Source organism: Gordonia sp. NPDC058843 (genome assembly GCF_042743165.1).
GTDB lineage: Bacteria > Actinomycetota > Actinomycetes > Mycobacteriales > Mycobacteriaceae > Gordonia.
The window spans coordinates 31562-52095 of sequence record NZ_JBHYNC010000014.1 but is presented as its reverse complement, the minus strand read 5'-3'; the positions used below and the strand labels follow the sequence as shown (position 1 = coordinate 52095).

The window sequence follows — 20534 nt, the reverse complement described above, 5'->3', positions numbered from 1 at the left end:
GGCGATGTACACCTCGGTGGCCATCATCGGTGCCGGATTCGCGGGCATAGGCGCGGCGATCCGTCTCCGGGACCGTGGGATCGACGACTTCGTGATCTTCGAACGTGGCGACAGGGTGGGCGGTACCTGGCGTGACAACACCTATCCCGGCGCAGCGTGCGATATCCCGTCGCGCCTGTACTCCTACAGCTTCGCCCCCAACCCGGAGTGGTCGCACACCTACTCGCGGAGCGCCGAGATCCTCGACTACATCCGTTCGATGGTCGACGACTCCGGGATCGAACCGCACATCCGATTCGGCCACACAGTGTCCGGTCTGGAGTACGACGCCGACGACGGGGTGTGGACGATCAACTTCGACGGGGATCACGAGCCGGTGCGCGCCAAGGCCGTCGTACTCGCCTCCGGACCGCTGGCCAACGTCTCCTTCCCCGACATCCCCGGTATCGACGACTACCAGGGACACAAGATCCACAGCGCCCGTTGGGATCACGACTACGACTTCGCAGGCAAGAAGGTCGCCGTGGTGGGGACCGGGGCGAGCGCGGTGCAGATCGTGCCGGAGTTGGTCGACCGGGCCGCGTCGGTCAAGGTCTTTCAACGCACGCCCGGTTGGGTCCTGCCCCGTGCCGACGTCCGGACGGGTGAGGCCACCAAGCAGATCTACCGGTCGGTGCCGGGCGCGCAGCGACTTGCGCGCGCGCTGTGGTTCTGGGGTCACGAGACCGTGGCGCTGGGCGTCGTCTGGAACACTCCCCTGACCCGCGTCGTCGAAGCGGTGAGCAAACTGCACCTGCGATCACAGGTCGACGACCCGTGGCTGCGGCGGCAACTCACACCCGACTTCGCCGCGGGGTGCAAGCGGCTCCTCATGACCAGCGACTACTACCCGGCGCTTCAGCGACCGAACTGCAAACTGGTCACCTGGCCGATCGCCCGGATCGCCGAGCGCGGCATCCGGACCGTCGAAGGCGTTGAGCATCAGTTCGATTGCATCGTGTTCGCGACCGGGTTCGACGTGTCCAAGACCGGGACACCCATCCCGGTCACCGGCCTCGACGGGCGCGACCTGGCGTCGGAATGGTCTCGGGGTGCCTTCGCCTACCGCAGCGTCACCGTGTCCGGCTACCCCAATCTGTTCTTCACGTTCGGCCCCAACTCCGGGCCGGGCCACAGTTCTGCTCTGGTCTACATGGAGGCCCAGATCGGCTACATCACCGACGCCGTCACCCAGCTGCTCGAGAACGGGTGGAAGGCGCTCGACGTGCGCACCGAAGCGCAGCAGCAGTACAACCGGGACATCCAGCGCCGGCTGACCTCGACGACGTGGAATTCGGGATGTCAGAGCTGGTACCTGACCGACGACGGGTTCAACGCGACGATGTACCCGGGTTTCGCGACTCAGTACATCGGCCAACTCCGCCGCGTCGAGCTCCGCGACTACCGGATTCTCGTTCATGAGGGGGCTCGGACTCCGGCCGCCGCAGCGTTACAGTGAGGGGATGACCGAGTACCGGATCGACGACTTGGCGCGCGTGTCCGGGACCACGACCCGCAACATCCGTGGCTACCAGGAACGCGGGCTCCTCCCCCAGCCGCTCCGGCGTGGGCGTGTCGCGATCTACACCGAGAAGCACCTGCGCAATCTACGGGCGATCAACAAGCTGCTCGGCAGCGGGTTCACGCTCAAACACATTGCCACCTTCATGACGAATCCCGGCGCACGCATCGGTGATGCGTTGGAACTCAACGAGATCCTCGACGAGCACTGGTCGAGCACGTCGCGTCCGGAGATCACCCGTACCGAGCTCGACGACCGGTTCGGGCCGCTGGACGACGCACAGGTCGCAGCCCTGGTGAGCGCCGGGGTGATCGCCGAGACCGATCGCGAGGGGGTCTACGAGGCTGTCGATCGGCGCATCATCGGGAATCTGGCCAAGCTGGTGCGGCGCGGGATGCAGATCTCCACCCTGGCCGACGTGCACGAGCGGTTCACCGGCAAGATCAACGAGGCCGCCGAGATCCTGCTCGCGGCGGCGCACGACGAGGTGGACAGGCGTAGAGGACCGGGTTGGCTTCCGGCGAACGACGACGACGTGGCCTGGGCGGTGAACCTGCTGGGCATGATGCGCCGCGTCGGGACCGAGAACGCCCACGCGGCCCTCGACCGCGCCCTCGACACCGCTCTGGACCGGGAACTCTCGGCACATCAGAGCGCTATCGACGAGCGTGCCGAGGCGCCGCAGCCGGACTGAGACCGGATCGAGCGCTCAGCGGGACACCCTGTGCCGCAGGGGCAGAACGACGAGCGACGCGAGGAAGAAGCAGATCGCACCGACGAAGGTGCCGGACGTGGCCGCGACAGCGTCGGCGGTCACGCCGCCCTTGGTGACGAACGCCCCGATCGCCGACACCCCGAAGGCCACACACCCGATCCAGTTGACCATCACCGACCACCAGTCGCGGTCCCGGATGTCCCAACGGCGTCCCGTGGCGCGGGTGTATCCGACGAAGGCGACCGCGCCGCTGATGAGGAAGGCGACCGAGCCGCCGGCGTCGGGCGTCCAGACCAGGTGGCGGTCACCCCAGATCGTGTGGGCGAGCAGGGCTCCCGTGGTCGACACGTTGAACAGGATCGTGCCCACCGATTGCGTTGCCGCAGTGAGCCACTCGGCCCGGATCACCGACCCCGGCGCCGAGGAGCGCAGCTCGGCCGCGGTACCGCTGCGGACCAACTGGATGAACCCCGCCGCGGTGAAGAACCATGCGCCGACGAAGTAGCAGCCGTTGGCGAACCCGGCGCCTGCCAGATGGGCCAGTCCGGGAGCCGAGCCCAGCGCGAACAGCGCCGACCCGATCATGAACCCCCAGCACTGTTTGGCCAGCGTGGGCTTCAGGAACGCGGACAGGCGTTCATGCGGTGACATCGAGGCTCGCGATGACCTTGCTCGGCTCGATCCAGATTCCCAGCTCGCCGGGCACCCCGTTGCGGGCGCCGAACTCCTCGGCGCGCTCGGCGCCCATGTATCGCGCCCCGCACAGCGACGCGATCCGACGCACCTCGTCGAGGTCCTCCGTGATGCGGGCCACGCCCTGCACCTGCACGAAGCCGAAGGGTGGTTCGGGAAGGTCGACAGAGATCACGACACGCGGATCACGCAGCAGCGCACGTCCTTTGGCGGTGGTCGCTCCGGTGTTGAAGGCGATCCGGTCACCGTCGAGGACGAACCACACCGGAACGACGAGGGGTCGACCGTCGGCGGCGGTGTATCCGAGGTGCCCGGTCTTCGTGCCGCCGGTGAGGAATTCACGGACGGCCGGGTCGGACAGTGAGGACGCAGACATGCTCCCAGGGTAGTGGCAGGTCCTCCTCACCGTTGCGCGAGTACTCCGCCGATCCGGCACGCCATCATCATGATCGTCGCGTGCGGACCGCTGCGTCCGCTGCCGGGCAGGATGGAACCGTCGACGATCCGCAGCCCGTGTGTTCCGTACACGCCGCCGAGCCAATCGGTCCGGACGCCCATCGGCATCGTCCCCCAGGCGTGCTGAGAGAACCCCACCCGATCGGCGATCCGTACGCTCCCCGGTACGACGATGTCGGCGAATTCAGGTGCCCGCAGCATCTCCACGACCCCGACGGCTCCGGCACGTAGTGCGGCGTCCGTGTCCGCGTCGGGTTCATCGAACGCCATCCGCACATCCCCGCCGTCGGCGAGGAGCCGGACGCCCGAGTGCCACATCGCGGTCACCTCGACAATAGGCCCGCCGGCAGGGAGGTCGCGGATGAATGACGCGAAATCATCGCGGTAACACCGAATTTCGAAACCATCAGTGGTGTGCAGCACCGTCGGCAACACCGTGCCCGCGTCCGCCGGTGACCGCCTGGAGTACGAGACCGCCAGGCCTCGATGTTCGCCGGCCTCCAGCGATCGCGCGCCCCGGCGGCCCGTCGCGCGCGGACCCGGCAGATCCGACAGTTCCGACCGAAGCAAGATCCCCGCCGTGCCGAGCGTGCCCGCGGCGAGGATCACCTCGCCTGCGCTCACGCTCAACGGTCCGGCGCGCACCCCTGTCACCGTCGTACCCCCAACCACCTCCAGTCGGTCCACCACGCGCCCGGTCAGCACCCGGAGGTTGGGCCGGGACAACGCGGGGAGGAGGTAGGCGTCGGCGGCCGAGCGGCGCGCGACCCCGGTCCGGTTCGTCAACACCCGGTTGAGCCCGACCACCGGCCACCGCTGCATCACCGGGCGCGCCGGCACCCGTGCCGACCAGTAGTGCTCGAAAGCGCCTCCGGCATCGCCGAGTTCGTCGTCGGACACGGGTTGCACGCCCATGGTGCCGGCGGGTCCGTCCACTTCGTCGTAGGCGGCGTCGACGACATCGGGTTCCCACCCGGCCGGCCACGACCCGAAGTCGTCTCGGTGCCACCTCAGGAAGTAGCCGCCGTTCACCGCCGACGAACCACCGAGGGCCGAACCGCGGGGCGCCGACACCCCGAGGTCGGTCTCGTGGCGGACCGCGTGCGGTGCGGCGTCATCGATCGGTAGCCGACGCAGATCCAGATCCGCCGGTGTGGGCAGGCCCGCCGGACCGCGTTCGAGCAGCACCACCGTACGGTCGGGATCACGGGAGAGCTTCTCGGCGAGCACGCAACCGGCGCTACCCGCACCGACGATCACGACGTCGGCGGTGACGACGTCAGTGGTGACGACGTCGAGGAGGGACGACCGATCGGCCGGCGTCATCGAGAGATGACCGGGCGCAACGCTTCCGGGTCTCGATGGGCGATGACTCCCTGCCACAGACCGGCGCCGTAGGCCAGGTCGTCGAGTCGGTGCATCAGGATGTACCGCAGCGGGCCGAGCGTTGGTGGACTCGTCGGGTCGGCGAGCAGGTCCCGGACCCAGGACACCACCCCCTCGACGATCGCCACCTGAACGGCGAGGGTGCGGAAACGCTTGGACACCAAGGCGAGTAGCAGCGCCACCGGCCAGTAGTGACGGCAGATCGCATCGGCGGCCTGCAGCAACCCGAACCCGGCCGCCCGCCCGGTCATCTGCGCGGACACCAGCGGCGCCGACGGCAGGTCGCCGAGCCGGCGTCGCATGCGGACAGCGAGATGGGTGAGGATGATCATCGCCAGCGCCGCACCGAAGCGTGTCCGCGACAGCAGTGCGACCACTGCGGCCGCCATCGGGACCGACATCTTCATCGGCGCCGCGCGGTCGCCGTGCCGGGACGCGAGGTGCGCCGCGCCGGTTCCGTAGAAGCAACGGCGCGAGAGCACCGAGCGCAGATCGGTGCGGTGCTCGTGGGCCACGCGCGCGACCGGGTCGTAACGAATCCGCCATCCCTCGGCATGCATCCGCCAGCACGCGTCGACATCCTCGGCGACCCTCAACGACTCGTCGAATCCGCAGAAAGCACTGCGCCGCACCACCATTGCGGCACTGGGTACGTACGGCGTCCGCGTGGACGGGGCCACCGCGGACTCCTCGGGTCCCATGTCCAGGGACGACCATCCGTTTTCGTAGCGCTCGGCGAGCGATGACGTCATGGCGACGTCGGACTGCAGTCCGACGATGCGCGGCGCGACGAGGCCGACGGTCGGATCGGAGAAATGAGTGAGAAGTATCGTGAGCCAGTCCGGGTCGGGCACGACGTCGGAGTCGAGAAAGGCGACGAAGTCGGTCGTCGCTGCCTCCGCGCCGGCATTGCGCGCCGCGGACGGGCCGCGATTGTCATCGAAGCGCAGGACCCGTGCCGTGGGGCGGTCCGCCTCGATCGGCGTCACGGAGCCGTCGTCGACGACGATGACCGCCAGCCCGTCGAGCGCCTCGAGCAGCCGGTCGACGCCGACCTGATTGTCCCGGACCGGGATGACCACGGTCACGTCCTCGGGCTGCGGCCCGAACATCGGCCGCGGGTTGGCGATCCCGGCGTCGAGCAACGCGCGCGCCAGGCGCCGAGTGACGTTGTCGCACACCTCGATTCGACCGTCCTCGGATGTCATTCCGAGTGCGGTGTCGGACATCCGCAGCAGCCGCGTCGGCGATCCGCCGACCAGGTACCGGAAGTCTCCCGCCTTGGCGCACCGCAGATCGATCTGCACCTGGAACCCGTCGGGCAGGCCGGTGTGCGCACCCGCCGACGCGTCTGGGGCCTGCTCCCCCTCGCCGTCGGCGGAGCCGGAGCCGTCCCGGGTCGACACATCAGCTGCGCCCGAGTCCGTGTTCCCGGCACAGCGACGCGGTGCCGAGTCGTCGAGGGCCGTCATCCCAGACGCCCCTGGTCGTCGACCTGCCATGACTCGAGGGCGGCGCACAGCCGGTTCGTGACCTCGGCGACCAGACCCGCGCCGTCGTCGGCGTTGGCGCCCACCGGGTCACCGAGGACGCCGTTGGGACTCACGGCGCCCACGCCGCCCGATCGCATCGCGCCCAGCAGCGCGCCCACCGGCTCCCGATTGCCCGCGACGGCGCGGGCAGGATCCACGACTGACGGCGAAACATGAAGGAGCACAGATGTTTCAGTGAATCCCGCGTGTGCGTCGGCGCCGTCGAACGCGCAAGGGAACCACGCAACGTCCCGGCCCTCGTACCGCAATCGGGTCACCGCCTCGATCAGCGTCCTGGTGTTTCCGCCGTGTCCGTTGACGAAGACCAGGCGCGCCGCCCACCGGCACGCGCTGCGGCCGTATTCGACGAGCAGGCCGCGCAGGGCCTCGTGCCCGATCGAGATCGTTCCGGCAAAGCCCTCGTGTTCACCGCTGGCGCCGTAATTGAGATCCGGCGCCCGCAGGAGTCCGGGAATGTCCGATCGGCCGCAGACCCCGTCGGCGATCGCGGCGGCGATGCGCGTGTCGGTGTCGAGCGGAAGGTGCGGACCGTGTTGTTCGACCGAACCGAGGGGCACCAGCAGGGTGACCACCTGCCCGTCGAGGTCTGGCCAGTTGCACTGCCCCAACATCGATGGCCCTGTCATTCGACCAATGCTAGCGATGGTGCTTGCGAGTGTGTCGGTCTCGCCCGAAAAACGAAGCGAAAAACGCGCCCAGATCCCGCTCCGGACCACTCTGACGAGCGTTCGATCGGTTGTGGAATGCTTGGTGCATCCAGTGACACCTGACACAGTGCGCAGTACAACGATCGGGAGGACGACACCCATGAGCAGTGCCACACCACGCGACAGCGGCAAGCCCGGCCCACTGAGTTCGATCCGGGTCATCGAATTCGCCGGCATCGGACCCGGCCCGCATGCCGCCATGCTCCTCGCCGATCTCGGCGCCGATGTCGTGCGGGTCCAGCGGCCCGGCTCGCTGCCCAAGCCGGGCCGCAACGCCGATGCCCTCCTCCGTGGCCGACGCGTCGTCGAGGCGAACCTCAAGGACGAGAACGACCGCGAGACCATCCTCGGCCTCGTCGCGAAGGCCGACGTGATCCTCGAGGGCTTCCGCCCCGGTGTGATGGAACGACTCGGACTCGGACCCGATGATCTCGAGAAGGTGAACCCGGGACTGGTCTACGGGCGCATGACCGGTTGGGGCCAGGACGGGCCGCGCGCCAACCTGGCCGGGCACGACATCAACTACATCTCGCTCACCGGCATGCTGCACGCCATCGGGCGCAAGGATGATCGTCCGGTGCCGCCGCTCAACCTCGCCGGCGACTTCGGCGGCGGATCGATGTTCCTCGTCGTCGGCGTGCTCGCGGCGCTGCTCGAGCGTGGGGTCTCGGGTCGGGGCCAGGTGGTCGACGCGGCCATGGTCGACGGCGCTTCCGTTCTCGGACAGATGATGTGGGCATTCCGCGGCACCGGATTGTGGAGCGACACCCGGGGTGTGAACCTGCTCGACACCGGCGCCCCGTACTACGAGGTCTACGAGACCTCCGACGGGAAGTACATGGCGGTCGGCGCGATCGAGCCGCAGTTCTACGCCGAACTGCTCAAGGGTCTCGAACTCGCCGATGCCGATCTGCCCGACCAGAACGACATGGCCCAGTGGGGGAAGCTGAAGGAGGTCTTCACCGAGACCTTCAAGACGCGCACCCGCGACGAATGGGCGGCGGTCTTCGAGGGCACCGACGCCTGCACCTCGCCGGTCCTCACCTTCGCCGAGGCCCCCGCCGATGCCCACATGGCCGCCCGCGCCAACCTCGTCGACATCGACGGCGTGACCCAGGCTCAGGTGGCACCGCGCTTCTCGCGCACCAAGCCGGAGACCCCGGCCGGCCCGACCACCGAGGCGACCGATCCGTCGACCCTCTGGGCCGACTGACACGTCTGCTGCCCTGATCCGAAAGACCACAGACCCTCTGGCCTGCTCTGCTCCCTGAGGAGCGCCCGGAGCTTGCGGAGGGCGCGTCCCGCCCTGCTCCCTGAGGTGCGAGGAGCGCAAGCGCCCCACCCCGCTCCCTGAGGTGCGAGGAGCGAAAGCGACGAGCCACGAAGGGCGACAACTCACGTCACCCTTCGTGGCTCGCTTCGCTCGCACCTCAGGGAGCAGTGGTGGCCTCGCACCGCACCACAGGGAGCAGTGGTGGCACCGCACCTCAGGGAGCAGTGGCGGCTGCGCAGCGTCAGACCTTCGAATGCCCCATGTCGATCTGGAACTCCGCCGCGGTGATGCCTTTGGCGCTGTCGGACGCGAGGTAGAGCACCGCGTCGGAGATCTCGTCGAGCGCAGCGACCGGATGGTAGTCGAGGATCGACGTGAAATGCGGGTTGACCCAAGGGATTCCGAAGATCCGGTGCGCCTCGGTGTCGGCCACGCCCATCGGGGTGTCGACCGCGTAGGGATGCACGCTGTTCACCCGGATGTGATGGTGTCCGAGTTCCTTGGCGGTCGTCTGCGTCAGTCCGACGAGACCGAACTTCGACGCCGAGTACGACGCCTGTAGCGGCATCGCCTTGAGGCCGGCGACCGAGCTGATCACCGTGATCGATCCCCCGTTGGCCGCGTCGAGCATCGCCGGGATCGTTGCCTTGAGAGTCTTCCACGCACCGACGAGATTGATGTCGATGACGTCGGTGAACTGGTCCTCGCTGAGCTCCCAGACCTTGCCCCAGGTCAGCACACCGGCGTTGGCGACCACGTGATCGAGCCTGCCGAACTGTTCGACAGCGTCGGCGACGAGCTGTTGCTGGAAGGCGAGGTCTCGCGTATCACCCTGTCGGGCAAGAATCTTCCCGCCGACGCCCTCGACGAGACTGATTGTCTCGGCGAGGTCGTCGGCGGTGGCCGCGGGGTAGGTTGCGTGGTCGATGATCGGACCCGCGATGTCGAGGCCGACGATCGCGGCCCCCTCGCGGGCGAACCGGATCGCATGGTTGCGACCCTGACCTCGGGCGATGCCGGTGATGTAGACGACCTTGCCGTCGAACTGTCCCATGCCAGAACTGTAACACGTTCTAGTTATGGTTCCCCAGGGTTCTCACCGGCGCATTCTCACCGTCGGGGGGACGATTCAGGCATCCCCGAACGAGCGCCGGAAGCCGTCGGGAACGACGAGGTCGGCGGCCGAGAGCTCGTGGACGCTGTTGTGGCCGAGTCCCATCAGAACGCCGTCGAGACCCATGCGCATGAGATCGAGCACGTTCTCGACGCCGGACTGGCCGTTGGCCGCGAGACCCCAGAGATAAGCCCGGCCGATCATGACCGCCCGGGCACCGAGCGCGAGCGCCTTGGCGACGTCACTGCCGCGACGGATGCCACCGTCGAGCAGGACCTCGATGTCGTTGCCGACAGCAGCCGCGATGTCGGGGAGGAGACGGATCGTGGCCGGGGTGCCGTCGAGGTTGTTACCGCCGTGGTTGGAAACCGACAGCGCCGTCGCGCCGATGTCCACGGCGCGCTTGGCGTCGTCGATGCGGGTGATGCCCTTGACCATGAACGGGCCATCCCACTGCTCGCGCAACCACTTCAGGTCCTCCCAGGTGGGCGGCGGCGTGCTCATCCAGGACCCGTAGGCCCCGAAGAACGTCGGCCCCGGTACACCCTGCGGCGTGAGATTGGGTGCGGTCAGGTCGGGGATGTTGATCTTGCCGCCCTTGACCCAGTCGAGTGCGTACCGCGGCTTGACCGCGATCTCCGGCCCCAGGCGCAGCAGGGCCTTGAAGTCGACCTTCTCGGGGATCTCGGGGCTGCCCCAGTCGCGCCCGACGTTGAAGACCCAGTCGGTGGTGACGATGAGCCCCTTGGCCCCTGCCGCTTTCGCGCGCTCGGCGCGGGCCAGGATGTCCTCGCGGCTGCCCAGCCAGTAGATCTGGAAGTGCACCTTGTCGTTGACCGCGGTGACCTCTTCGACCGGGTGCGAGGCGAAACTCGACAGCCCCATCGCCGTGCCACGTGCCGCCGCGGCGCGGGCCACCGCGACCTCGCCGTCCGGGTCGACGGCCTGCACGCCGGTCGGCGAGATCATGACGGGAAACGAGATCTCCTGCCCCATCACCGTTGTCGTCATCTCGCGCTCGGCCTGCGCACCGACGACGTGCGGCGCCCAGCCCAGTTCGGAGAACGCACGGACGTTGTCGTCGACGGTGATGCCGGCCTGGGTGCCGGCGACCAGCGACGAGTACACCGACTTGGGCAGACGCTTCTTGGCTCGCCGCTGTGCTTCGGTGACGGTCTCGAACCAGGGGTTTCGGGCCCAGGGGTTGGCAGACATGTTCTTCCTACTCATTCATCCATCCATGAGCACCGGTTGGCTCTCATGGAGACGGGGCGCCGGTTTCTGACGATGGCGCGCCCGTGGTGTACCGCGGGCAGATCTAACGCGCGGCGGGGGTGAACCCGGCGAGCGGGTTCTCGTCACAGGACTTCGTGGGGCGCGAGGCGACCGGCGTCAGGTCGTCGTCGGGGCGCCGGGTCATCAGGGTCAACGGCGTGCCACGCGAATGGTCCTTGTTGGCAGTCGGTTTCATCCGGTCACCGGCGAGTAGTTCTTCTCCGTACCCCTGCACGCACTCCGGGTCGGGTCCGGCCAGCGGCAATCCGGTGAAGAACTTCGCCGCCATGCACCCGCCGCGGCAGGCGTCGAAATGCGCGCACTTCGTGCACGCGCCGGCGTTCTGCGGTTCGCGCAACTCGGTGAACAGATCCGATCGCTGCCAGATCTCCTGGAAGCCGCCGTCGGAGAGGATGTTCCCGGCGAGGAAGTTCTCGTGGATCGCGAACGGGCACGCATACACGTCGCCGACGGGATCGATCAGGCACACGACGCGACCGGCGCCGCAGAGATTGAGCCCGGGCAGGCCTCCGCCGGAATCCGAACCGAAGGCCGACAGGTGGAAGAACGAGTCGCCCGTGAGAACCCGATCACCGTGCGCGACAAGCCAGTCGTAGAGTTCTCGCTGTTGTTGCGGCAGCGGGTGCAGATCGTCCCACACGTCGGCGCCACGACCGGAGGGACGCAACCGCGTGATGCGCAGGGTGGCGTTGTAGCGGTCGGCGAGCGCCTTGAACTCGTCGAGTTGACTGACGTTCTGCCGTGTCATGACGACGCTGATCTTGGCGTCGGCGAAACCGGCCTCGGACAGGTTCTCGAGTGCGCGGACCGCCATGTCGAAGGAACCGGGACCGCGAACCGCGTCGTTCACCTCGGCGGTGGCACCGTCCAGCGAGATCTGGACGTCGACATAGTCCGACGCCGCGAGCCGGGCGGCCACCTTCTTGTCGATGCGCAGACCGTTGGTGGAGAACTTCACTCCCACCTGGTGGCTGGTCGCGTAGTCGACGAGTTCCCAGAAGTCGGGACGCACCGTGGGTTCGCCGCCACCGATGTTGACGTAGAAGACCTGCATGCGCTGCAGCTCGTCGATGATCGCCTTGCACTGCTCGGTGGACAGTTCGCGCGGATCCCGCTTACCCGACGAGGACAGACAGTGCACGCACGCCAGGTTGCACGCATAGGTCAGTTCCCAGGTGAGGCAGATGGGCGCGTCGAGACCTTTCTCGAACTGGTCGACGAGCCGGCCCACCTTCGGCACCTCCCCGGCGGTCGGCGCGGGCGCACGGAGAGAACTCGCGAGTTCGGCTGCGGTGGGCGGCATCTCGATGGTCGTCATCGTTGAGGTCCTTGCATTCGGGGCTGTGGGTTCAGGCTGGAGTTCACGCGGCTCGGACGCGGATCAGACGGGCTGCGCCGATCGAGATCGCCTGGCCGGGGGTCGTCCGGGTCGCCGACGGGTCAGGCGGAACGCGGCACGATCATGCCGCTGTCGGCGAGCGCGGTCAGCGCTTGCAGGTACAGGGGACGCTGGGCGGGCGAGATCCCGGCGGCGAGGAGCGCGGCCTCCGCGGAGTCGTGATCGGCGAGGGATTTCACGATGCCCACGACAGTGAGGTTCTTGAGGAACGAGAGCTTGCGCGTACCGAAGTGGTACAGCAGCGCGCCGAACGGTTCCGGGCGCAGCGCGACCTTCGGATTGAGCTGCCACGGCTCGAGCGTGTCGAAACCGGGGGCGTCGGCTGGGGTGTCGAACCGGACCCCGGCGACCGCGGAACGGTCGCCGGAGATCGGATTCGATGTCGGGGCTGACATCAGTAGACCCCGCACATCCCGTCGATCGAGACCTCTTCGACGAGCGATTCGGCGAGGAGTTCGGTGTCGTTCGAGCTGTGAGCGGTTGCAGCGGACTGATCTGCCATGATCCATACCTCCTGGTTGATCGGGTAGTGATGCGGATCACGACAGACTATAGTGGCACTGGGTGCAGAAATCTAGGAATCGCGCGGCAACTGTCCGAACGGCCAGGTGAATCGTTTCCGTCGTCCCGCACGACGCCGGTCCCATAGGGTGAGGTCCCGAGATGACGACCACGCCGCACGACGATCAGCCCGCACGCACGCCGCCGGGCCGACGCCCCATCACCTCGCGTGCGCAGATCAGCGCTCTCGCGATTCACCTCTTCACCAGTCAGGGCTTCGAGGACACCAGCGTCGACGATGTCGCCGAGGCGGCCGGGATAGCCCGGCGCACGCTGTTCCGCTACTACTCCTCGAAGAACGAGATCCCCTGGGGCGAGTTCGACGACCACCTCGACGAACTACGGACACTCCTCGCCGGAATCCCGCGCGAGACCCCGATGGCCGAGGCGCTCGTCGAAGCCCTCGTGTCGTTCAACCGGGTACCCGCCCAAGAACTCGACAATCACCGACAGCGGATGTCTCTCCTGCTCGGCGTGCCTGCACTACAAGCACATTCGATGCTCGTCTACGCCGACTGGCGGCAGGTCATCGCCGAGTTCTGTGCAGCCCGACTGGGTGTGGCAGTCGATGATCACCTGCCCCAGACGATCGGCTGGCTGTGCCTCGGTGCAGCCCTCGCCGCCTACGAGAAATGGCTCGATGATCCCGAGACCGACCTGGAGTCACTCATCGAGTCCGGTGCACGGACGGTGGCCGACGGCGTCGCTGCACTGGCATGACTACGCTGACAGCGGTCGCACCGGAGTGGGTGGAGAGCCCCTCGTGGGAACCCCTGCGGTGCGCTAGGCTGAACTAGAACGTGTTCTAATTTGGGCCGGGATGCCGGCCCTCGACGGCGGAGACTGCGCACATGTCTGACCTGACCCCTCACGGTTCACGCAGCGTGATCCTCACGGTGTCCGAGGTGATCGACGAGACGGCCGAGGCCAAGTCCATCGCCTTCGAGGTACCGGAGGCCTCGGCGAAGGCATTCACCGATTACAAACCGGGACAGTTCCTCACGCTCCGGATTCCGAGCGAGCAGACCGGGTCGGTCGCGCGTTGCTACTCGCTCGCGTCGTCGCCGTTCACCGACCCGCGGCCGAAGGTGACGGTCAAACGCACGGCCGACGGCTACGGGTCCAATTGGGTCTGCGACAACCTCGCTCCCGGCACCCAGGTCGAGGTACTGCCGCCGTCGGGCGTCTTCAGCCCCAAGTCCTACGACAACCCCCTGCTGCTCATCGCCGCCGGCAGCGGTGTCACCCCGGTGATGTCGATCCTCAAGGCGGCACTCGCGAAGGGCGACGCGCCCATCGTCTTCTTCTACGCCAACCGGGATGTCGCCGACGTCATCTTCGCCGCGGAGCTCCGCGAGCTCCTCGTCACCCACGCCGACCGGCTCACCGTCATCCACTGGCTCGAGTCGCTCCAGGGCCTGCCGAGTGCTGCCGCCCTCGCCACGGCGTTCGCCCCGTACTCGGCCGCGCACGTGGCCTACATGTGCGGGCCGGGCCCCTTCATGGACGCCGTACACAAGGGCCTCGCAGAGGCGAATTTCCCGCACCAGAACGTGCACACCGAGGTCTACAACTCACTGTCCGGCGATCCCTTCGCCGACGTCGAACTCGACGAGGTCAGCGAGGAGGAACAGGCTGCCGCGGCCACCGTCGAGGTGGAACTCGACGGTGAGACCCACACCCTGACCTGGCCGCGCACACGCACTCTCGTCGACATCATGCTGGCCGCCGGGTTGGACGCGCCGTACTCGTGCCAGGAAGGCGAATGCGGTTCGTGCGCCTGCACTCTCACCGAGGGCAGCGTCGACATGGACAATCCCGGTGCGCTCGACCCCGAGGACATCGAGGACGGGTACATCCTGGGCTGTCAGGCGCATCCCACATCGGACACACTGAAGATCGAATTCTGACAGAGTGGGTCGAGTTCGTGCAGTCGCAGGTCTACCGAAGGAGTACGACGACGTGAGCACCATCCGCGGTTCCCGGTTCGATCCCGTCCAGCTCGCACGTGGCCTCGCCGCGATGCTGATCGGCATCGGTGTGCTGCATTTCGTGGCACCCAAGCCTTTCGACGAGATCATCCCCGAGGAGATCCCGGGTGACCCCCGGACCTTGACGTACGCCTCCGGTGTCGCCGAGATCGGCCTGGGCGCTGCACTTCTCGTGCCGAAGACCCGCCGCACCGCGGGCGCCCTGTCCGTCCTGCTGTTCCTGGCCGTCTACCCTGCGAACATCAACATGGTCCGCTTGTGGTGGGACAAGCCGCTGCCCTACAAGATCGTCGCCCTCGCCCGGCTGCCCTTCCAGCTCCCGATGATCTGGGCAGCCGCGAAGATCGCACGCGAGGGCTGACCCTTCGAGGACCCGGTTGGTAGCGAAAGGGCGCGCCATCACCCGTCTTTCGCTACGAATCCCGGAGCGCGCGATAGTGGGCGCGTTCCTCCGGAGTCCGATGCTCGAGCGCGTACGACAGTGCAGTACGGCCCATCCGGGCGGCGTTGTCGTCCAGGTAGCCGAGCAGCACCGTCTCGTCGACGCGCCTGCCGACCTCGCGCAACATCCAGCCGAACGCCTTCTGGATGAGGTCGCGACGGTCGTCGCGGACAAGCTGCGCCACCTCGAGGAGCGCCGTCGCATCGCCGTGTTTGATGGCGGCGAACGTCGCGATGATCCCGACTCGTCGACGCCACAGGTCGGTCTCCCCCGCATGCTGCCGGATGATGTCGAGTTCACCGGCGCGGCGGCAATATTCGCCGAGAACAGGATCAGCGGACGAGTCGACGAGATCCCAGTTGTTCACTCGGCCCCGACGCACGGCGTCGAGGTAGAGGTCCACCCAGGCCTTGCCGTCGTCCCCGCGCCGCAGCTCGGCTTCGAACTCTGCGCGAACGAGGAACAGCGCGATGAGCCGGTGCTCGTGGAGCGGCGAATCGAGCAGTTCGACGACCTGATCCGGCGCGATCCCACGGAACGCCTTCGCGAGCTTGCGTTGCGCGGGTACGCGGATTCCGAGGAATTCGTCGCCCTCCCCGTAACCACCCGGCCGTGCCTGGAAGAAGGCGGCCTGCCCGAGCGCGAGCTGCGGATCGGCCAGTTCCGCCGCCGCATCGCGCACCTGCGCGGCGGTGGGCGCGTCCGACATGCGCCGGTTACAGCAGATCCGCCACCGGCGTAGGGGTTTGGAGCTTCGGTCGGGTCTTCATCACCGCACCCACCTTGCCCGCGCCCACGACCCCGGTGAGGACGCCGTCCCGGCTGTAGTACGCGACGAACTTCTTGCCGTCGTCGTCGACGACGTGGACCTCGTCATCGGCACGCGGGGCACCGAGCACCTGGATCTTGAGGTCGAACTGATCACTCCAGAAGTAGGCGACCGACGCGGTGACCGCGTCGCCACCGGTGATCTGGTGGGCGACGACCGACGCCTGTTCCACCGTGTGATTCCAATGCTCCACGCGACGCGGCGCCCCGTCCTCGTCGAGCCAGTTAGCCACGTCGCCGAGTGCGTAGACATTCTCGGCACTGGTGTGACCGGTTGCATCGCAGGCGATCCCACCACCGAACTCACGCGGGGCGAGGTCGATACCCGAGCCCTGCAGGTAGTCGGTCACCGGCGTCGAACCGATGCCGACCACCACGATGTCCGCGGGCAGCGTGGTGCCGTCGGTGAGGGCGACGGCACTGACCCGACCGTCGGTCACCACGATGTCGCCGACTCCGACACCGGTCCGCAGATCGATCCCGTTGGCAACGTGCAACCGGGACACCAGGGCGCCGATCTGTTCTCCCAGGGCCGCAGCCAGCGGGGTCGGAGCCGGCTCGACGAGGCTGACGGTCAGACCACGCGTGGCCAGACCGGCCGCCACCTCACACCCGATGAAACCGGCGCCGATGACGACTGCCGTGCTCGCCGAGTCGATCTCACCGCGCAGCGCCACCGCGTCGTCGTAGGTGCGGAGCACATGCACGCCCCGGACGTTGTCGGCGAGGCCGGGAAACGGTCGCGGATCGAGTCCGGTCGCCAGCACCAGGGTGTCGTAGGCCACCGTGGCGCCCGAGGCCAGAGTGATCGTCTGATCCGAGGGCGACACGGCGGTCACGGCCTCGCCCAGGCGCAGCGCGATGCCGGACTCGTCGTAGAACTGCGCCGGCTTGAGGTCCACGCGGTCGTCCTTGCCCAGCAGCACCGACTTCGACAGGGGCGGACGGTCATAGGGCGGATGGTCTTCTGAACCGACGAGCGTGATCGGATCCGTGAACCCGTTGTTCCGCAGATTCTCCGCGACCCGGATACCTCCGAGTCCGGCACCGACCACGACCACACCCGCGCTCGATCCACTCATCTCTCGTCCCCTTTGTCTCTCCGTGGACACCCAGGTGCGCCGGGCGGTCGCGCGGACCGCCCCGGGACAACTCGTGTCTCAACGGGTCACATCGCCGACCGGTTGCAGGTCGGACAGCAGCCAATTCCCGTCGACCTTACGCATAAGTGCCCACTGCGCGGTAGGGGTCTCGGTAGGATTCCCGCCGACCGGTTGCCTAATGTCCGTAGGTTCTGCGGGCTCGGTGGTCGAGATGACCTCGTTCACGAACACCAGAACCCGCGCCCGGTCCGACTCGAGCTCGTGCACGCCGGCACCGACGACCTCACCCGTCACCGAGAGTGCCGACGCCCGGACGCCAGGAATCACCACATCGGCTCCGCGGTTGCGGTACTCCAGCCGGAGGGGGTCGGTGAGCAACTCATCGGTCGCACGACGGCGGTCGGCCGGGTCGTTCGGCGAGTACGTCGAAACCGCACCGACGGCCGCCGTCGCAGCTGCCAGGATCTCGGAACGTTGAGCGTCGGTCGGGTCAGAACCGGGACGCAGAGCAGCCGCGCCCGCGAGCACCGCGACCACGAGCAGCAGAACCACCGCGGCGACGACCAGGCGCATACGGGTGCGCCGGCGTCGGGTCGGGCGTGCCGGTAACAGCTCCCGGTCCTCGACGGCGGTCATGGACGTCTCGCTCCGGCGATCTTCCAGCCGCCTTCGGTCTGCGTCATCGTGACCAAGGCCGTGATCCGTGCACCGGTGGTATCGATCTCCGATCCGTCCCCCGGCTCCCCCAGGAGCGCCGGATTCGTCGCATCGGCGACGACGAGCACGTCGACGCTGCTCCCGACGTCATCGGAGGTCGGGTCGGTGACGAGTCCCGCCGAGACCACCTGCCCGACACTCGAGCCCGCCTGCCCGCCCACCTCGGCGATCAGAGCCTCGCGAGCCTGCTCGACCCGCATCCGCTGTGGTCCGGTGCTCACCCCGGCGACGGCGGCCACATAGCCGTCCGGATCTGCTGGATCGGCGGTCAGCATCACGGTGACGGCCGCACGCGCAGACGCGAGCACGTCGTCGGCCAGATCTGTCTCCGCATGCTGCCCGCGGATCTGCCAGCTCAGGACGCCCGCCGCCGCGATCAGGACGACCACGGTGACCGCCACCCCAACGAGAGCCCTCCGCAGCAGGCGTGTCCGTCGCGACGCGCGCGCACGCAGCGGTGCGGCCGCGGCGATCCGGGCGGCGCGCGCCCGCTTCGTCGCCGCGTCGACCCGTTCGCGGGCGAGTTCGATTCTCGTGCCGCCGGTCTCGTTCACCGTCGCCCCCGTGGGCCCTGGCGGGTGATCATCCGATCACGTCCGCCGCCGCGAGGAGCCACGCATCGCCAGATCGTACGAACCGGGCGAGGACCGAGCGCCGCACCGTCGTCGCCGGCTGCGCGGCCGGACGCACGGTCACCGCGACCCGCAGCAACGCCTCACCCTCGGCGGTGTCGGCCGCGACGATGCTGACGATCTCGGGTCGCCACGTCACCGCCGACGTCCCCTCGGGTGGTGGCCGATCCAGCTGCGCACCGTAGCTGTCGGTGAAGTCGTCGGCGACCAGGGCTCGGGCCCGAGCCCGGTCCTGCTGCCACCGGCCCGAATCGACGGAGAAGACGTCGGAGACGATCGCGCCGGCCTGGGTCCGCAGCTGGTCGCGGCTCGCCGCCACCTCGGCGCCCGCACGCTGGGAATTCCACAGCGCGAGCACCACGACGAGGGTCGTGACCAGGGCGATCACCGCGACCGCGATGCGGACAGCGGCAGCTCGCGAGGTGACGGGCCGCGGCGTCACCCGTCTCGTCGCCGCCACTTCGGATTTGGTTTTCGATGTCATGGAAGGTATTGCACCGCCCCGAGTTTCAGCCTGCCCGCATCCGGCGTGACGAGCACCCGGAGCCGGAACCTGCGCGTCTCGGCGTCACCCTCATCCGAGGCACCCTCGCCCACGAACACGACGGTGGCCGCGACGAGGACCGTGGCGGTGTCGCCGTCGCGGACGGATATCCCGGTGCCGTCGACCGAGGACCTCGCGACCGTGCCGTTGGCACGGACGAATTCTGAGTAACTGTCCGCTGATTGGGCGAACTCGTCGTAGAAGGCGCCCGTGGCGTCACCGAGGATCCGCTGGGCACGCCGGTCGTCGCGACTGTCCGGCGCGATGAGCACCTCGACCCGTTCGGCCGCCGCCCTCTGGAGTTCGGCGTCGGAGTACTGCGCGCGCTCGCGTGCCCACGCGGTCACCGAGATCGCGGCGAGCACCAGCGCAACGACGAGGACGAGAATCGCGACGACCCACCGATCCCGAGGGGACCGACGCCGGAGTCCGGCGTCGACCTCGAGCCTGTGCAGTTCGTCCAGCGCCTCGCGCAGTTCGCGTCTCGCCTGGCGATCGGCAGCGATCTCGCGCGACCCGGACGAGGCGATCGTCCGATCGGCCGTGCCCTCCCCGTTCACGACGACAGGGGCGTCCTCTCCTCGGGCTGTGTCAGGCTCGCACCCGGCGACCTGGTCTCGACGTTCTCACCACGGATCCGGCTGGAGTAGGCGGCGCGCGCTTGCTGATCGGGACTCATGAAGATCGAGTCCAGCTTGGTCATCTTGCGCGACAACCGCTTCATCGCCTGCGGGAAGAGCGAGCTCGACTCGGCCCATCGCATCGAGCGGGGCGCATAGACGCGGGTCACCGGTCGCGCGATCGTCTGCACGACGATCGCGGCCACCTCGTCGGGCTCGACGGTCTGGATGAACTTGTTGGTCTGCAGGCCCGAGATCAGTGCGGTGCGCGTGAAGGTCGGGAGCACGGCGCTGACGGCGACTCCCTGCGGTTCGAGTTCGGCGCCGAGCGCCTCGGAGAACTCGATCACGGCCGCCTTCGCGCCGTTGTAGATGGTGAGGCCGGGCGTCGGAATACGTCCGGCCGTCGACGCGATGTTCACGATGTGACCGGCCCGGCGGGGCGCCATCCGGCGAGCCGCCTCTTGGCAGCCGATGATCACGCCGAGGACGTCGATCTCATAGGTCCGGCGGATGATCGTGTCGTCGTAAGACAGGAACGGACCGACCGGCATGATCCCGGCGTTGTTCACGAGCACGTCGATCGGTCCCAGCCGCGACTCGACCTCGGTCAGGAACGCGTCGAACGACTCCCGCTTGGTCACGTCGACCTCGATGCCCTCGATGCCGAGGTCGGCGGCGGCCTTGCCCACGGCCTCTGAGTCCACATCTCCGATGGCGACCTTGGCTCCGGCATCGAACAGCTGCGTCGCAGTCTCGAATCCGATGCCGCGTGCGCCACCGGTGATGACCACGACCTTGTCCCGTAACGCGGCCCGGATGGCGTTGTGGTCGGGGGTGCGGGACAGCCTGTCGCGCAGACTCATTGGATCTCCTTCGGTGGATGCGAGCGGTATCGAGCGGCGCGGAGCGAAGCGGACCGAACCGTTCACCTCCGGCAGGG

23 protein-coding genes are annotated in these 20534 nt (G+C 68.0%); 6 read left to right on the top strand and 17 right to left on the bottom strand.

All coding sequences use genetic code 11. The annotated features are described in order from the left end of the window. Positions 1–4 precede the first annotated feature (4 nt). Positions 5–1498 carry a flavin-containing monooxygenase gene (locus ACFW3F_RS12075; RefSeq protein WP_388057555.1) on the top strand — a complete coding sequence of 498 codons (1494 nt, stop codon included), beginning with the start codon at positions 5–7 and terminating at the stop codon, positions 1496–1498. Positions 1499–1502: 4 nt separating this feature from the next. After that, positions 1503–2255: a MerR family transcriptional regulator gene (locus tag ACFW3F_RS12070; RefSeq protein ID WP_388057553.1), complete on the top strand. Its 753-nt coding sequence runs from the start codon at positions 1503–1505 to the stop codon at positions 2253–2255. A 15-nt stretch (positions 2256–2270) separates the two neighbouring features. Here ACFW3F_RS12070 and ACFW3F_RS12065 read toward each other — a convergent pair whose 3' ends face one another. The 5 genes from ACFW3F_RS12065 to mftE are packed head-to-tail and all read right to left on the bottom strand — an operon-like array spanning position 2271 to position 6990. After that, complete coding sequence (locus tag ACFW3F_RS12065) at positions 2271–2927, bottom strand: hypothetical protein (protein ID WP_388057552.1); 657 nt, start codon at positions 2925–2927, stop codon at positions 2271–2273. After that, on the bottom strand, positions 2914–3345 hold the full coding sequence (locus ACFW3F_RS12060) for a PPOX class F420-dependent oxidoreductase (RefSeq protein WP_388057550.1): 432 nt from the start codon (positions 3343–3345) through the stop codon (positions 2914–2916). Before ACFW3F_RS12060 ends, ACFW3F_RS12065 begins: the two co-directional genes overlap by 14 nt. A gap of 26 nt (positions 3346–3371) precedes the next feature. Then, entirely contained in the window at positions 3372–4751 is a 1380-nt protein-coding gene (gene mftG / locus ACFW3F_RS12055; RefSeq protein WP_388057548.1) for a mycofactocin system GMC family oxidoreductase MftG, read from the bottom strand. Next, positions 4748–6283, bottom strand: coding sequence for a mycofactocin biosynthesis glycosyltransferase MftF (mftF, locus tag ACFW3F_RS12050; RefSeq protein ID WP_388057546.1), 1536 nt, complete (start codon positions 6281–6283; stop codon positions 4748–4750). Before mftF ends, mftG begins: the two co-directional genes overlap by 4 nt. Beyond that, positions 6280–6990, bottom strand: a complete 711-nt coding sequence (gene mftE, locus ACFW3F_RS12045; RefSeq protein ID WP_388057544.1) for a mycofactocin biosynthesis peptidyl-dipeptidase MftE — start codon at positions 6988–6990, stop codon at positions 6280–6282. The genes mftF and mftE overlap by 4 nt, the downstream gene beginning before the upstream one ends. A 181-nt stretch (positions 6991–7171) precedes the next feature. Here mftE and ACFW3F_RS12040 point away from each other — a divergent pair, with 181 nt between their 5' ends. Next, the gene (locus ACFW3F_RS12040; RefSeq protein ID WP_388057543.1) at positions 7172–8284 is read left to right on the top strand and encodes a CaiB/BaiF CoA transferase family protein; all 1113 of its coding nucleotides are present in this window, start codon (positions 7172–7174) and stop codon (positions 8282–8284) included. Positions 8285–8585: 301 nt separating this feature from the next. On the opposite strand, the gene ACFW3F_RS12035 is transcribed toward ACFW3F_RS12040, so the two are convergent. The 5 genes from ACFW3F_RS12035 to mftA form a co-directional block, all read right to left on the bottom strand. Beyond that, entirely contained in the window at positions 8586–9398 is an 813-nt protein-coding gene (locus tag ACFW3F_RS12035) for a mycofactocin-coupled SDR family oxidoreductase (RefSeq protein ID WP_388057541.1), read from the bottom strand. Between the two features lie 75 nt (positions 9399–9473). Then, positions 9474–10673 carry a pre-mycofactocin synthase MftD gene (gene mftD / locus ACFW3F_RS12030; RefSeq protein WP_388057539.1) on the bottom strand — a complete coding sequence of 400 codons (1200 nt, stop codon included), beginning with the start codon at positions 10671–10673 and terminating at the stop codon, positions 9474–9476. Between the two features lie 103 nt (positions 10674–10776). Next, positions 10777–12072: a mycofactocin radical SAM maturase gene (gene mftC, locus ACFW3F_RS12025; RefSeq protein ID WP_388057537.1), complete on the bottom strand. Its 1296-nt coding sequence runs from the start codon at positions 12070–12072 to the stop codon at positions 10777–10779. A 122-nt stretch (positions 12073–12194) separates the two neighbouring features. Then, positions 12195–12548 carry a mycofactocin biosynthesis chaperone MftB gene (gene mftB / locus ACFW3F_RS12020; RefSeq protein ID WP_388057535.1) on the bottom strand — a complete coding sequence of 118 codons (354 nt, stop codon included), beginning with the start codon at positions 12546–12548 and terminating at the stop codon, positions 12195–12197. Next, positions 12548–12655 carry a mycofactocin precursor MftA gene (gene mftA, locus ACFW3F_RS12015; protein WP_388057533.1) on the bottom strand — a complete coding sequence of 36 codons (108 nt, stop codon included), beginning with the start codon at positions 12653–12655 and terminating at the stop codon, positions 12548–12550. Before mftA ends, mftB begins: the two co-directional genes overlap by 1 nt. A gap of 161 nt (positions 12656–12816) precedes the next feature. On the opposite strand from mftA, the gene mftR reads away from it, so the two are divergent. The 3 genes from mftR (at position 12817) to ACFW3F_RS12000 (ending at position 15066) form a co-directional block, all read left to right on the top strand. Beyond that, positions 12817–13434, top strand: coding sequence for a mycofactocin system transcriptional regulator (gene mftR, locus ACFW3F_RS12010; RefSeq protein WP_388057531.1), 618 nt, complete (start codon positions 12817–12819; stop codon positions 13432–13434). 131 nt (positions 13435–13565) lie between these two features. Beyond that, entirely contained in the window at positions 13566–14624 is a 1059-nt protein-coding gene (locus ACFW3F_RS12005) for a 2Fe-2S iron-sulfur cluster-binding protein (RefSeq protein WP_388057530.1), read from the top strand. 52 nt (positions 14625–14676) lie between these two features. Then, positions 14677–15066, top strand: a complete 390-nt coding sequence (locus tag ACFW3F_RS12000; RefSeq protein WP_388057528.1) for a hypothetical protein — start codon at positions 14677–14679, stop codon at positions 15064–15066. 52 nt (positions 15067–15118) lie between these two features. On the opposite strand, the gene ACFW3F_RS11995 is transcribed toward ACFW3F_RS12000, so the two are convergent. From ACFW3F_RS11995 to ACFW3F_RS11965, 7 genes are all read right to left on the bottom strand, one after another. Beyond that, the gene (locus ACFW3F_RS11995) at positions 15119–15856 is read right to left on the bottom strand and encodes a DNA alkylation repair protein (RefSeq protein ID WP_388057527.1); all 738 of its coding nucleotides are present in this window, start codon (positions 15854–15856) and stop codon (positions 15119–15121) included. 7 nt (positions 15857–15863) lie between these two features. After that, positions 15864–17057 carry an NAD(P)/FAD-dependent oxidoreductase gene (locus ACFW3F_RS11990; protein ID WP_388057526.1) on the bottom strand — a complete coding sequence of 398 codons (1194 nt, stop codon included), beginning with the start codon at positions 17055–17057 and terminating at the stop codon, positions 15864–15866. A 78-nt stretch (positions 17058–17135) separates the two neighbouring features. Beyond that, a complete protein-coding gene (locus ACFW3F_RS11985) occupies positions 17136–17714 on the bottom strand; it encodes a hypothetical protein (RefSeq protein WP_388057524.1) in 579 nt (192 codons plus the stop codon). Next, positions 17711–18349 carry a hypothetical protein gene (locus ACFW3F_RS11980; protein WP_388057522.1) on the bottom strand — a complete coding sequence of 213 codons (639 nt, stop codon included), beginning with the start codon at positions 18347–18349 and terminating at the stop codon, positions 17711–17713. The genes ACFW3F_RS11985 and ACFW3F_RS11980 overlap by 4 nt, the downstream gene beginning before the upstream one ends. A 28-nt stretch (positions 18350–18377) precedes the next feature. Further along, positions 18378–18911 carry a hypothetical protein gene (locus ACFW3F_RS11975; protein WP_388057520.1) on the bottom strand — a complete coding sequence of 178 codons (534 nt, stop codon included), beginning with the start codon at positions 18909–18911 and terminating at the stop codon, positions 18378–18380. Beyond that, entirely contained in the window at positions 18908–19531 is a 624-nt protein-coding gene (locus tag ACFW3F_RS11970) for a hypothetical protein (protein WP_388057518.1), read from the bottom strand. Before ACFW3F_RS11970 ends, ACFW3F_RS11975 begins: the two co-directional genes overlap by 4 nt. Next, entirely contained in the window at positions 19528–20457 is a 930-nt protein-coding gene (locus ACFW3F_RS11965; protein WP_388057516.1) for an SDR family oxidoreductase, read from the bottom strand. Before ACFW3F_RS11965 ends, ACFW3F_RS11970 begins: the two co-directional genes overlap by 4 nt. Positions 20458–20534 lie beyond the last annotated feature (77 nt).